The following is a 12,092-nucleotide window of genomic DNA, read 5'->3' on the forward strand; positions in this document are numbered from 1 at the left end:
GGCGACCGGCGTGACGACCGTCGCGACGACCGCGGTGGCTTCCGCCGCGACGACCGTCGCGACGACCGCCGGGACGACCGGGGCGAGCGCGGCGGGTTCCGCGGCCGCGACGACCGCGGCGGCCGTGGGCCCCGTCGGGACGACCGTGGTGGGCGGCCCGGTGGCTTCCGGGGCCGTGACGACCGGCGTGACGACCGCCGGGGCGGTGGCCGCTTCCGTGACGAGCGCGACCGGGACCGCGAGCCGATCAAGCGGCTGCCGATCCCGGAGGACGTCACCGGTGACGAGATCGACAAGGACGTCCGGCAGGAGCTGCAGAGCCTGCCCAAGACACTCGCGGACGATGTCGCCAAGAACCTGGTGATGGTCGCCCGGCTCATCGACGAGGACCCCGAGGGCGCCTACGCCTACTCGAAGGTGGCCCTGCGTCTGGCGTCCCGCGTGGCCGCCGTACGCGAGGCCGCCGGGTTCGCGGCGTACGCCAACCAGAAGTACGGCGAGGCCCTCGCCGAGTTCCGGGCCGCGCGACGGATGACCGGCAGCGTGGACCTGTGGCCGGTGATGGCCGACTGCGAGCGCGGGCTCGGGCGGCCGGAGAAGGCGCTGGACATGGCCGGCGCCCCCGAGGTGCACAAGCTGGACAAGGCCGGTCAGGTCGAGATGCGGCTCGTCGCGGCCGGTGCCCGGCGCGACATGGGCCAGCTGGACGCGGCCATCGTGACCCTGCAGAGCCCGGAGCTCGCCTCCAACTCGGTCCAGCCGTGGACCGCGCGGCTGCGCTACGCCTACGCCGACGCCCTGCTGGCCGTCGGCCGGGAGGGCGAGGCGCGGGAGTGGTTCGCGAAGGCCGTGGAGGCCGACCGGGACGGCAGCACGGACGCCTCCGACCGGCTCGCCGAGCTGGACGGCGTGGAGTTCGTCGACGCTCTGGACGAGAGCGAGGGCGAGCCGCAGAAGCCGTCGCAGGAGGACGGCGACGAGGACTGACGCCAGTCACTGAAAGGCAGTCACTGAAAAGGGGGCAGGTTCCCGGTGGAACCTGCCCCCTTTCGCGTTCCCGGTGCTCAGATCTCCAGTGCCCGCAGCACCAGCCCCGACGCCGGCTTCGGGCCGAACGACGTCGACTTGCGGGGCATCGTGACGCCCTGTCGGGCCAGGTCGCGGACGACCTCCTCGCGGACCGGGTGCATCAGGACGGCCGTACCGCCGTCGCGTTCCGCCTTGGCGACCGTCGCGGCCGTGTCGTGGATGTACGCGATGTGGGCCGGGGAGTCCTCGGGGATGTGCCAGACATGGTCGAGGAGCGTGGCGTGCAGGACCGTGGCGTCCAGGGAGCGCCAGGCCGCCGGGTGGCCGGCCGGGATCGTCCGGGCCAGCAGGTCCGGGTCCGGGTGGTCGAGCAGGTGGAAGGCTCCGTCGCCGGCCAGCAGGAAGGCGTTGCCCGCGCAGGACGCGTCCGCCAGCGTCTCCAGTGCCTCGGCGAGCGGCGTGTCGAGGCGCCGTACCCGGAACAGGCCCTCCACGGCCGCGAGTGCGTCCGCGACCGGAAGGCCGTGCAGCAGGCGGTGGATGGCACGGACGCGCAACGGGTAGCGGGCGGTGTCGACGAGCAGGACCAGGCCGTGGTCCCAGGGGCTGGGGGAGGGATGCTCGGCGCGCAGCCGCAGATAGGTGGCCCAGCGGTGGTGGCCGTCGGCGATCAGGGCCTGCTGGTGGGACAGGTCGGACTGGATGCGGGCCAGGTCGGCGGGGTCGGTCACGGACCAGAGGCGGTGCTGGAAGCCGTCCTCGGTGGTCGTGGCCAGCAGCGGGGGCTTCTCCGCCGTGCGCTCGACGACCTCGGCCGCGGTGCCGTCGCCGCGGTAGGTCAGCAGCAGCGGCTCCAGGTTCGCGCGCGTGGCCCGCATCAGGGCCGCGCGGTCGGCGACCACGGGCGGCATGACGTCCTCGTGCGGCAGCACCACGCCCTCGGCCGGCTCCGAGACCCGCAGCGCGCCGATGACACCGCGCTGGAGCATGCCGCTCGCGTCCTGTTGCTCGTAGACGTACAGGCCGGGCTCGCGGTCCGCGGTGAGGATGCCCTCGTCCAGCCAGCGGCGCAGGGTGTCGGCCGCCTGCTCGGTGCGGGCGCTCGGGGTGCCGGCCTCGGGCAGGATCAGCCGGACGATGTTGTACGGGTCGGCGGACTGGAGGTGGTGCACCCCGTCGGGGCGTACGACGACGTCGTACGGCGGGGAGGTGACGGAGGCGAGGCTGCCGACCCGGTCGGGGTCGTAGCGAAGGCCGCGGAACGGGGTGAGTTCCAGGCCCTGGCGCGCCGTTGCTTCCGAGCGACCTGCAGTGTTCATCCCGGCATCGTACGTGTGTCGGTGGCGTGCGGGATGATCGGGGGAAAGACGGTCGAACGAGGAGCGATGTGGAATGAGCCAGGCGGTCAGGACGAGGCCCGAGGGCAGTGGGCAGCCCCTGAGCGAGGCGTACGACACGGCGCTGCTCGATCTGGACGGGGTGGTGTACGCGGGCGGGAGCGCGATCCGGCACGCGGTCGACTCGCTGGCGGTGGCGCGCTCGGGCGGGATGCATCTGGCGTACGTCACCAACAACGCGCTGCGGACCCCGGACACCGTGGCCGAGCATCTGACGGAACTGGGCATACCGACGGGCGCCGATGACGTCATCACCTCGGCGCAGGCGGTCGCGCGGCTGATCAGCGAGCAGGTGCCGGCCGGGGCACGGGTGCTGGTGATCGGCGGCGAGGGGCTGCGGGTGGCGCTGCGCGAGCGGGGGCTGACTCCGGTGGAGTCGGCGGACGACGATCCGGCGGCGGTCGTGCAGGGGTACGGCGGGCCGGATCTGACCTGGGGGCGGTTCGCGGAGGCGTCCTACGCGGTGGCGCGCGGGGTGCCGTGGTTCGCGTCCAACACCGACCTGACGATTCCCAGCGGGCGGGGCATCGCTCCGGGCAACGGGGCGGCCGTGGAGGTCGTACGGATCGCGACGGGCAAGGAGCCGCAGGTGGCGGGCAAGCCGCTGCCGCCGATGCACCGCGAGACGATCATCCGGACCGGCGCGAAGCGGCCGCTGGTGGTCGGGGACCGGCTGGACACGGACATCGAGGGCGCGTTCAACGGCGGGGTGGACTCGCTGCTGGTGCTGACCGGTGTCACCGACGGCGTCCAGCTGCTCGCGGCGCCGCCGCAGCACCGGCCGACGTATGTGGACGCCGATCTGCGCGGGCTGCTCACCGGGCAGCCGGAGGTCGGCCGGCTCACGGAGGGCTTCCGGTGCGGTGGCTGGACGGCTACGGCCGGGGCGGACCGGCTGGAGCTGGAGGGCGACGGGGAGCCGCTGGACGGGCTGCGGGCGCTGTGCGCCTCGGCCTGGACGGCGGCCGGCGACGGCTCCTGCGGGCTGGACGGGGGGAAGGCGCTGGCGCGGCTCGGACTGTGAGGCATCCCCGCCCCGGGGATCGAGATCGGTAGCGAGGGTAGGCTAACCTAACCTCGTGTTGGTCGACAGTCCTCCGGAACAGCGCGCGGAGACCGCCCCCGCGCCTCCAACCCGCCGGGCGGCAAGGGCCCTTGGGCTCCTGCTCTCCGCCGCGATCCTGGTGCTAGTCGCCCTGGCGAGCATCGCGATCGGGGCGAAAGCACTGTCGCCGGACCAGGTCTGGCACGGCCTGTTCCACGACACGGGGACCTACGGCGACGTCGTCGTGGACGAGCGGATCGCGCGCACGGTCCTGGGCCTGCTCGCCGGTGCCGCGCTGGGCCTCGCGGGCGCGGTGCTGCAGGCGCTCACCCGCAATCCGCTGGCCGACCCCGGACTGCTCGGCATCAACGCCGGTGCCTCGGCCGCCGTCGTCACGGCCATCACCTACTTCGGCGTCACCAGCCTCACCGGCTATGTGTGGTTCGCCTTCCTCGGGGCGGCGGCGGTCAGCGCGCTGGTGTGGTTCCTCGGCGGCAGCCGGGGTGCCACCCCGGTGCGGCTCGCGCTCGCCGGCACGGCGATCAGCGCCGCCCTGTACGGCTACCTCCAGGCCGCGATGATCCTGGACGACGCGGCGCTCGGCAGGATGCGCTTCTGGACGGTGGGTTCGCTGGCCTCGGCCACGAACTCGACCATCCTGCAGGTGCTGCCGTTCCTCGCGGTCGGCATGGTCCTGGCGCTCGCCCTGGCCCGGCCGCTGAACGCCGTCGCGATGGGCGACGACACCGCCCGTGCCCTCGGCGCCAACCTGGGCCGCACCCGCGCGCTCGCCATGCTGGCCGCCACCGTCCTGTGCGGCGCCGCGACCGCGGCCTGCGGCCCCATCGTGTTCGTCGGCCTGATGGTGCCGCACGTCGTGCGCTCCTTCACCGGCCCGGACCTGCGCTGGATCCTGCCGTACGCCACCGTCCTGTCGCCCGTGCTGCTGCTCGGCGCCGATGTCGTCGGCCGGGTCGTGGCCCGCCCCTCGGAACTCCAGGTCGGCATCGTCACCGCGATCATGGGCGGTCCGGTCTTCATCTTCCTCGTACGACGGCGGAGGACGGCCCAGCTGTGAAGACCCGATCCATGAACCGGGCCGTCCGCACCCCCGGCGGGCTCTCCCTGCGCCTGGACCCGCGGGCCCTGATCGTCGTCGTCCTGCTGCTGGCCGCCGCCTGCGCGGCGGGCGTCGCGCTGATCGGCACCGGCGACGCGAAGATCCCGGCGTCCGACGTGCTCCGGACCCTCGCCGGGAACGGCAACGCCTACCAGGACTTCATCGTGGGCGAGCTGCGGCTGCCGCGCGTGCTGGTCGGCCTGCTGGTCGGTGCCTCGCTGGGCCTGGGCGGCGCGCTGTTCCAGTCCGTCTCCCGCAACCCGCTCGGCAGCCCGGACGTGCTGGGCCTCTCCCAGGGCTCGACGGCCGGCGCGCTGGTCGTCATCGTGCTGCTGTCCGGCAGCACCACGCAGGTCACCGTCGGCGCGCTGATCGGCGGCCTGGTGACCGGACTCGCCATCTATCTGCTCGCCTGGAAGCAGGGCGTGCACGGATACCGGCTCGTCCTGGTCGGTATCGGTGTCTCCGCGATCGCCACTGCGGTCAACGGCTATCTGCTCACCAAGGCCGACCTGGTCGACGCGGCCCGTGCGGTGGTGTGGATGACCGGCTCGCTGGGCGGCCGTGACTGGGACCAGGTAGGGCCGCTGCTCGCCCTCTGCGCCGTCCTCGTCCCGCTGGTCCTCGTCAACGCGCGCGGCCTCAGGATGATGGAGATGGGCGACGACGTCGCGAACGCCCTCGGCGTGCGCGTACAGCGCGTCCGGCTCGTGCTGATGGTCTGCGCCGTACTGCTCACCGCCGCCGCCACCGCCGCCGCCGGACCCGTCAGCTTCGTCGCGCTCACCGCGCCGCAGCTGGCCCGGCGCCTGACCCGCTCGCCGGGCCCGAACCTGGTGCCCTCCCTCTGCATGGGCGCCGCCCTGCTGGTCGCCGCCGACTGGGCCTCGCAGCGCGCCTTCGGCGCCGACCAGCTGCCCGTCGGCGTGGTCACCGGCGTCCTCGGCGGCGGCTATCTGCTGTGGCTGCTGGTCACCGAGCGCAGGGCGGGCCGGATATGAGCGGCACCGACACGAACACGACTGGGAGCACTGTGAACCGCCTGTCCGCGCAGAACGTCACCCTCGCCTACGACCAGCGCGTCATCGCCGAACAGCTGTCCGTGGAGATCCCGGACAACTCCTTCACGGTGATCGTCGGTCCGAACGCGTGCGGCAAGTCGACGCTGCTGCGGGCGCTGTCGCGGATGCTCAGGCCGAGCGAGGGCCGGGTGCTGCTCGACGGGCAGGTCATCCAGTCGATGCCCGCCAAGAAGGTGGCGCGGACCCTCGGCCTGCTGCCGCAGTCGTCCATCGCGCCCGACGGCATCACCGTCGCCGACCTCGTCGGCCGGGGCCGCTACCCGCACCAGGGCCTGCTGCGCCAGTGGTCGGCGCAGGACGAGCGGGTCGTCCAGGAGTCGATGCGGCAGACGGGGGTCGCCGAGCTGGCCGGGCGGTACGTCGACGAGCTGTCCGGCGGGCAGCGGCAGCGGGTGTGGATCGCCATGGCGCTCGCCCAGCAGACCCCGCTGCTGCTCCTGGACGAGCCGACCACCTACCTCGACATCCAGCACCAGATCGACGTCCTCGACCTGTGCGCCGAGCTGCACGAGACCCAGGGCCGCACCCTGGTCGCCGTCCTGCACGACCTCAACCACGCGGCCCGCTACGCCACCCACCTCATCGCCCTGCGCGGCGGCGAGGTGATCGCCGAGGGCGCCCCGAACGACATCGTCACCGCCGAGCTGGTGGAGCGGGTGTTCGGGCTGCGCTGTCAGGTCATCGACGACCCGGAGACCGGGACGCCGCTGGTGGTACCGGCCGCTCGCAAGGCACGTGCCGAGCGGATCACAGCAGCTTCCTGAGCCGGAACAGATCCAGCAGGCTCGCCTCCAGCCGCACCCGGCCCTTGCCCCACGCGGTCGCGAAGTTCAGCCCGCCGTCCACCAGGGACACCAGGTCGTCCCCGGCCAGGGCGAGCCTGATCTGCGCCTTCTCACGCGGCGGGCCGGGATGGGTCTCGTCCACCTCGATCCGCCCGCCCGTCATCCGGCCGGCGAAGGTGACGTCCAGGTCGGTGATGTGACAGCTCACCGAGCGGTCCAGGGCGGCGGCCGCCCGAACGTCGCCCTCGGCGCCCTGCATGTTGTCCGAAAGCTTTCCCAGTGCGGCGCGGCACTCCTCGATCGTGGCCATCGCCCACGACGGTACCCCAGCGGTTCGGGGTAGCGTCGGGGCATGAGCGACTCGGTTGCGGAGACGGAGATCCCGCAGGAATCGGTGCAGGAGGCGGTGGAGGCACTTCAGGCGTACGACCCCGCCGCGCCCGCCCCCCTGAACGTCCCGCGCACCCCCACCGGCAACGCCGAGGTCGACGCCCAGCTGGAGCGGCTGGCCGACGCCGACCACCTCGCCACCGACGGGCACGTCGAGGTGTACGAGGATGTACACCGGGGGCTGCGCGACGCGCTCACCGCGCTCGACGCCCGCCCGGGACCTCCGGGGCCCCCGCCTTCGCACCAACAGGCGCCCTCACCGGCGTACCGACACAGGAGCTGAACCGAACGTGGCAGGAGTCGCACGCCGCCGTCTGGACGCGGAGCTGGTCCGCCGGAAGCTCGCGCGTTCGCGTGAGCACGCCAGCCAGCTGATCGTCGCCGGTCGGGTCACCGTCGGCAAGGCCGTAGCGACCAAGCCGGCGACCCAGGTGGAGACCGCGGCCGCGATCGTGGTCCAGGCCGACGACAGCGACCCCGACTACGTCTCCCGGGGCGGGCACAAGCTCGCCGGCGCGCTCGAGGCCTTCGTGCCGCAGGGGCTCGTGGTCGAGGGCCGGCGCGCGCTGGACGCCGGCGCGTCCACCGGCGGCTTCACCGACGTCCTGCTGCGCGCGGGCGCCGCGCACGTCGTCGCGGTGGACGTCGGATACGGACAGCTCGCCTGGTCTCTCCAGAACGATGAACGCGTCACCGTCAAGGACCGTACGAACGTACGCGAGTTGACGCTCGAGGCGATCGATGGAGAACCTGTGGATCTTGTCGTGGGCGATCTGTCCTTCATCCCGCTGGGACTGGTGCTGCCGGCCCTGAAGCGGTGCGTGAAGCCGGACGCCGACCTGGTGATGATGGTCAAGCCGCAGTTCGAGGTCGGCAAGGAGCGGCTCGGCAGCGGGGGTGTCGTACGGAGTCCGCTCTTGCGCGCGGAGGCCGTGCGGGGAGTGGCCGAGAAGGCCTGGGAGCTGGGGCTCGGGGTGCGTGGAGTCACCGCCAGTCCGCTGCCCGGGCCCTCGGGGAACGTCGAGTACTTTCTCTGGTTGCGGGCGGGGGCACCCGAGGTGGACCCGGCCGACGTCGACCGTGCAGTGGCGGAGGGGCCGCGTTGACACAGAACCTGGCGCGTACTGTTTTCCTGCTCGCCCACACCGGGCGGCCCGCGGCGATCCGCAGTGCGGAACTCGTCGTCAAGGGCCTGCTGCGGCATGGCATCGGGGTGCGGGTGCTGCAGGAGGAGGCGCGCGACCTGCCGCTGCCGGACGAGGTGCAGCTGGTCAAGGAGGCGACTCCGCAGTGCCTCGACGGGTGCGAGCTGCTGATCGTGCTCGGCGGAGACGGGACGCTGCTGCGGGGTGCCGAGTTCGCCCGGGCGTCCGGGGTGCCGATGCTCGGCGTCAACCTGGGGCGTGTCGGCTTCCTCGCGGAGGCCGAACGCGACGACCTCGATCGGGTGGTCGACCGGGTGGTGGCGCGGTCGTACGAGGTCGAGGAGCGGATGACCGTCGACGTCGTCGTGCACCGCAACGGGGACATCGTGCACACCGACTGGGCGCTGAACGAGGCGGCCGTGCAGAAGGCCGGCGCCGAGAAGCTGCTGGAAGTCGTGCTGGAGATCGACGGGCGCCCGGTGACGGGGTTCGGGTGTGACGGGGTGGTCCTGTCGACGCCCACCGGGTCCACCGCGTACGCGTTCTCCGCGGGCGGCCCTGTGGTGTGGCCCGAGGTCGAGGCGTTGCTGATGGTGCCGATCAGCGCGCACGCCCTGTTCGCGAAACCGTTGGTCACGTCGCCGGATTCGGTGCTCGCGGTGGAGGTTCTGCCGCACATTCCGCCGGGCGTGCTGTGGTGTGACGGGCGGCGGACGGTCGAGCTGCCGCCGGGGGCGCGGGTGGAGGTACGGCGGGGGGCCGTGCCGGTGCGGCTGGCCCGGCTGCACCACTCGTCCTTCACCGACCGGCTGGTGGCGAAGTTCGCGCTGCCGACCACGGGGTGGCGGGGGGCGCCGCACTAGCGTCTCGTTCGCGCGTGCTCCAATGCCGGGCAGATGGTGACCTGTCCGGGTGGCCCGAGGTGCGTCAACGTGGACTCCCTGAACCCGGGCAGCATCCAGGGCAGGGTCGTGCCGGACATCGCGGCGCTCGCCGGCAGCCCGGGATACGACCTGATCTTCCAGGGCGCTGCGTTCCCCGCCGGAGGCACCAGTGCCTCCGCCCCGCTGTGGGCGTCGCTGATCGCCCGCATCAACGCCCTGCTGCCGGCGGACAAGCAGCAGCGCTTCTTCACGCCGTTCCTCTACGACACCGGCATCAACGGCCAGCCGCTCGGCGAGGTCGCCTGCCGCGACATCGCCGCCGCCCACGACAACGCCTCGCACCCGCCCGCGGTGGGCTACCCGGTGAAGCCCGGGTACGACGCCGTCACCGGCTGGGGCACGCCCGACGGTGTCGCCCTGCTCAAGGCACTGCACTGAGGACGCTGCGCCGACGGCGCTGCGCTGCGGACGCAGCACTCGCCCGGGTGACAATGCGAAACCGATCCGCATCCGTCACCTGCACCTTCACACAACCGGACCGGGGCCCGTCGCACTCCGGCCCTTCGACCTCGTAAGGTCTTCTCCGTGTTGGAGGAGATGCGGATACGGTCGCTCGGGGTCATCGACGATGCCGTCGTCGAGCTGTCGCCCGGGTTCACCGCCGTCACCGGTGAGACGGGTGCGGGCAAGACCATGGTGGTCACCAGCCTGGGGCTGCTGCTCGGTGGGCGGGCGGACCCGGCGCTCGTGCGGATCGGGGCCGAGAAGGCGGTCGTGGAGGGGCGGGTCACCGTCTCCGCGGACGCCGCCGCCGCCGTACGCGCCGAGGAGGCCGGGGCCGAGCTGGACGACGGTGCCCTGCTGATCAGCCGTACCGTTTCCGCCGAGGGGCGCTCGCGGGCGCACCTCGGCGGGCGCAGCGTGCCCGTGGGGCTGCTCGCCGAGCTGGCCGACGACCTGGTGGCCGTGCACGGGCAGACCGACCAGCAGGGGCTGCTGAAACTGTCCCGGCAGCGGCAGGCGCTGGACCGGTACGCCGGGGACACGGTCGCCGTACCGCTCGCCAAGTACACCGAGGCCTACCGGCGGCTGCGGGCCGTCGCCGCCGAGCTGGAGGAGATCACCACACGCGCGCGTGAGCGGGCGCAGGAAGCCGACATGCTGCGGTACGGCCTGGAGGAGATCGCCGGCGTCGAGCCGCGCGCCGGAGAGGACGCCGAGCTGGCCGAGGAGGCCGAGCGGCTGGGGCACGCGGAGGCGCTGTCGTCCGCCGCGACGGCCGCGCACGCCGCTCTCGCGGGCAATCCCGAGGACCCCGAGGGCATCGACGCCTCCACCCTCGTCGCGGGCGCCCACCGTGCGCTGGAGGCCGTGCGCGCGCACGACCCGGCGCTGGCCTCCCTCGCCGACCGGATCGGGGAGATCGGGATCCTGCTCGGCGATGTCGCCGGGGAGCTGGCGGGGTACGCCGACGACCTGGACGCCGATCCGCTGCGGCTGGCGGCGGTCGAGGAGCGGCGGGCGGCCCTCAACGCGCTGACGCGCAAGTACGGTGACGACGTGAACGCCGTCCTCGTCTGGGCCGAGCAGAGCGCCGCCCGGCTGACCGAGCTGGACGGCGACGACGAGCGGATCGATGAGCTGACCGCCGAGCGGGACGCGCTCCGTGTCGAACTGGGCGGTCTGGCACAGGCGTTGACGGACGCGCGGACGGAGGCCGCCGAGCGGTTCGCCGCCGCCGTGACGGCCGAGCTGGCCTCGCTCGCGATGCCTCACGCGCGCGTGTCCTTCGCCATCCGGCAGACCGAGGACCCGGAGGGCGTCGAGGTCGGCGGGCGTACGGTCGCGTACGGGCCGTCGGGCGTGGACGAGGTCGAGCTGCTGCTCGCCCCGCACCCGGGCGCCCCGCCGCGGCCCATCGCCAAGGGCGCTTCCGGTGGTGAGCTGTCCCGCGTGATGCTCGCCGTGGAGGTCGTGTTCGCGGGCACCGACCCCGTGCCGACGTACCTCTTCGACGAGGTCGACGCCGGTGTCGGCGGCAAGGCCGCGGTGGAGATCGGGCGCCGGCTGGCGAAGCTCGCCAAGACCGCGCAGGTCGTCGTCGTCACCCACCTTCCCCAGGTCGCCGCCTTCGCCGACCGGCAGCTGTTGGTCGAGAAGACCAACGACGGCTCGGTCACCCGCTCCGGCGTCAAGGTCCTGGAGGGCGAGGAACGCATCCGCGAACTCTCCCGCATGCTGGCCGGCCAGGAGGACTCCGAGACGGCCCGCGCCCACGCGGAGGAACTCCTGGCGACGGCCAGGGCGGACCTGTAGCCGGTTCGGGTTCTAGGGTGGCGGGATGATCGCCAGCCGCAAGTCCCGCTCCTTCCTGCTGTCCGCCGCGCTCACCCGGGCCGGCCAGACCGTGCTGCGCATGGCGGCGCCCGGCGGGCGGGAGTCGTGGGAGCGGAAGAACTACGCCGGGCGCACGGTCGACCTGTTCGCCGGACCCGCCTCGGCGCTCGGTACGGCTGTCGCCGCAGCGCGGGTGCATCCGGGGGCCGGGCTCGCCGTGCTCGCCGCCGGGGTCTGCGGGGCGTACGACGATGTCGCGGGGGACCATCGGCGGGGGTTCCGGGCGCATCTCGGGGCGTTGCGGGACGGAGAAGTCACCAGCGGGGCCGTGAAGTTGTTCGGGATCTCGGCCGCGGGACTGGTCGCGGGGGCGGTGATGAAGGAGCGGGTGCTGGACAAGGTGCTCGCCGGGGTTGTCATCGGCGGTGCCGCGCACTTCGTGAACCTCGTCGACGTACGGCCCGGGCGGGCCGCCGGTGCGGTGTTCGCGCTCGGGGCGCCGGGGCTGTTGCGGAAGGGGCCCGCGGCCGGGCTGTCGGCCGTCGCGATGGGCGGCGCCGCGGCCGTGCTGCCCGACGACCTCGGGGAGCGCGTGATGATCGGGGACACGGGGGCGCACGCGCTCGGCGCCGCGCTGGGGGCGGCCTTCGTGGCGGGTAACCGGCGCGCGGGACTGTTCGCGCACGCCGCCGCGGTCGTGGCCGCCGCCGTATACGGGGACCGGGTGAGCGCGTGGGCGCGGGCGCTGTGAGCGTCTGACCTCGCCGGACGCGGTCGGACGGCGTTCGGCCGTGCCGCCGTTTTCCTCACTCGTGTGGGTGACGTGCTCCGGCGCACTGCCCCGGCCCGCCGCACAGTGCGCCCTCCGGATTTCCCGT

General features: G+C 73.4%; 13 protein-coding genes. 11 read left to right on the forward strand and 2 right to left on the reverse strand.

The window, feature by feature from the left end; all coding sequences use genetic code 11:
- The first annotated feature begins 255 nt into the window (after positions 1–255).
- Complete coding sequence (locus AB0M27_RS01880) at positions 256–987, forward strand: hypothetical protein (protein ID WP_365717506.1); 732 nt, start codon at positions 256–258, stop codon at positions 985–987.
- 77 nt (positions 988–1,064) lie between these two features.
- Here the strand turns inward: AB0M27_RS01880 and AB0M27_RS01885 are convergent, their stop codons facing one another.
- Positions 1,065–2,348: a DUF1015 domain-containing protein gene (locus tag AB0M27_RS01885; RefSeq protein WP_365716876.1), complete on the reverse strand. Its 1,284-nt coding sequence runs from the start codon at positions 2,346–2,348 to the stop codon at positions 1,065–1,067.
- Positions 2,349–2,421: 73 nt separating this feature from the next.
- On the opposite strand from AB0M27_RS01885, the gene AB0M27_RS01890 reads away from it, so the two are divergent.
- The 4 genes from AB0M27_RS01890 to AB0M27_RS01905 are packed head-to-tail and all read left to right on the forward strand — an operon-like array spanning position 2,422 to position 6,437.
- Positions 2,422–3,450 (forward strand): HAD-IIA family hydrolase, encoded by a 1,029-nt coding sequence (locus AB0M27_RS01890; protein ID WP_365716878.1) that lies wholly within the window; start codon positions 2,422–2,424, stop codon positions 3,448–3,450.
- Between the two features lie 55 nt (positions 3,451–3,505).
- On the forward strand, positions 3,506–4,549 hold the full coding sequence (locus tag AB0M27_RS01895; RefSeq protein WP_365716880.1) for an iron chelate uptake ABC transporter family permease subunit: 1,044 nt from the start codon (positions 3,506–3,508) through the stop codon (positions 4,547–4,549).
- An 11-nt stretch (positions 4,550–4,560) separates the two neighbouring features.
- Positions 4,561–5,592 carry an iron chelate uptake ABC transporter family permease subunit gene (locus tag AB0M27_RS01900; RefSeq protein ID WP_365717508.1) on the forward strand — a complete coding sequence of 344 codons (1,032 nt, stop codon included), beginning with the start codon at positions 4,561–4,563 and terminating at the stop codon, positions 5,590–5,592.
- Positions 5,589–6,437, forward strand: a complete 849-nt coding sequence (locus tag AB0M27_RS01905; RefSeq protein ID WP_365716882.1) for an ABC transporter ATP-binding protein — start codon at positions 5,589–5,591, stop codon at positions 6,435–6,437. The genes AB0M27_RS01900 and AB0M27_RS01905 overlap by 4 nt, the downstream gene beginning before the upstream one ends.
- Here the strand turns inward: AB0M27_RS01905 and AB0M27_RS01910 are convergent.
- Positions 6,421–6,768: a sterol-binding protein gene (locus AB0M27_RS01910; protein ID WP_365716884.1), complete on the reverse strand. Its 348-nt coding sequence runs from the start codon at positions 6,766–6,768 to the stop codon at positions 6,421–6,423. The two genes, AB0M27_RS01905 and AB0M27_RS01910, sit on opposite strands and share 17 nt — an antisense overlap.
- Before the next feature lie 42 nt (positions 6,769–6,810).
- On the opposite strand from AB0M27_RS01910, the gene AB0M27_RS01915 reads away from it, so the two are divergent.
- The 6 genes from AB0M27_RS01915 (at position 6,811) to AB0M27_RS01940 (ending at position 11,965) form a co-directional block, all read left to right on the forward strand.
- A complete protein-coding gene (locus AB0M27_RS01915) occupies positions 6,811–7,131 on the forward strand; it encodes a hypothetical protein (RefSeq protein ID WP_365716886.1) in 321 nt (106 codons plus the stop codon).
- Between the two features lie 7 nt (positions 7,132–7,138).
- Positions 7,139–7,954: a TlyA family RNA methyltransferase gene (locus tag AB0M27_RS01920; RefSeq protein ID WP_365716888.1), complete on the forward strand. Its 816-nt coding sequence runs from the start codon at positions 7,139–7,141 to the stop codon at positions 7,952–7,954.
- Complete coding sequence (locus AB0M27_RS01925; RefSeq protein WP_365716890.1) at positions 7,951–8,856, forward strand: NAD kinase; 906 nt, start codon at positions 7,951–7,953, stop codon at positions 8,854–8,856. Before AB0M27_RS01920 ends, AB0M27_RS01925 begins: the two co-directional genes overlap by 4 nt.
- A 69-nt stretch (positions 8,857–8,925) precedes the next feature.
- Positions 8,926–9,315 (forward strand): hypothetical protein, encoded by a 390-nt coding sequence (locus tag AB0M27_RS01930; protein WP_365716892.1) that lies wholly within the window; start codon positions 8,926–8,928, stop codon positions 9,313–9,315.
- A 159-nt stretch (positions 9,316–9,474) separates the two neighbouring features.
- Positions 9,475–11,193 carry a DNA repair protein RecN gene (recN, locus tag AB0M27_RS01935; protein ID WP_365717510.1) on the forward strand — a complete coding sequence of 573 codons (1,719 nt, stop codon included), beginning with the start codon at positions 9,475–9,477 and terminating at the stop codon, positions 11,191–11,193.
- A 25-nt stretch (positions 11,194–11,218) separates the two neighbouring features.
- On the forward strand, positions 11,219–11,965 hold the full coding sequence (locus AB0M27_RS01940; RefSeq protein ID WP_365716894.1) for a hypothetical protein: 747 nt from the start codon (positions 11,219–11,221) through the stop codon (positions 11,963–11,965).
- The last annotated feature ends 127 nt before the right edge of the window (positions 11,966–12,092 follow it).

The organism is Streptomyces sp. NPDC052107 (genome assembly GCF_040680215.1).
GTDB lineage: Bacteria > Actinomycetota > Actinomycetes > Streptomycetales > Streptomycetaceae > Streptomyces.

Bases quoted from the DNA above. Each gene is read 5' to 3' on its own strand.
- AB0M27_RS01890 (WP_365716878.1), top strand. From the start codon at position 2,422: ATGAGCCAGGCGGTCAGGACGAGGCCCGAGGGCAGTGGGCAGCCCCTG.
- AB0M27_RS01915 (WP_365716886.1), top strand. From the start codon at position 6,811: ATGAGCGACTCGGTTGCGGAGACGGAGATCCCGCAGGAATCGGTGCAG.
- recN (WP_365717510.1), top strand. From the start codon at position 9,475: ATGCGGATACGGTCGCTCGGGGTCATCGACGATGCCGTCGTCGAGCTG.
- AB0M27_RS01885 (WP_365716876.1), bottom strand. From the start codon at position 2,348: ATGAACACTGCAGGTCGCTCGGAAGCAACGGCGCGCCAGGGCCTGGAA.
- AB0M27_RS01905 (WP_365716882.1), top strand. From the start codon at position 5,589: ATGAGCGGCACCGACACGAACACGACTGGGAGCACTGTGAACCGCCTG.
- AB0M27_RS01900 (WP_365717508.1), top strand. From the start codon at position 4,561: ATGAACCGGGCCGTCCGCACCCCCGGCGGGCTCTCCCTGCGCCTGGAC.
- AB0M27_RS01940 (WP_365716894.1), top strand. From the start codon at position 11,219: ATGATCGCCAGCCGCAAGTCCCGCTCCTTCCTGCTGTCCGCCGCGCTC.
- AB0M27_RS01910 (WP_365716884.1), bottom strand. From the start codon at position 6,768: ATGGCCACGATCGAGGAGTGCCGCGCCGCACTGGGAAAGCTTTCGGAC.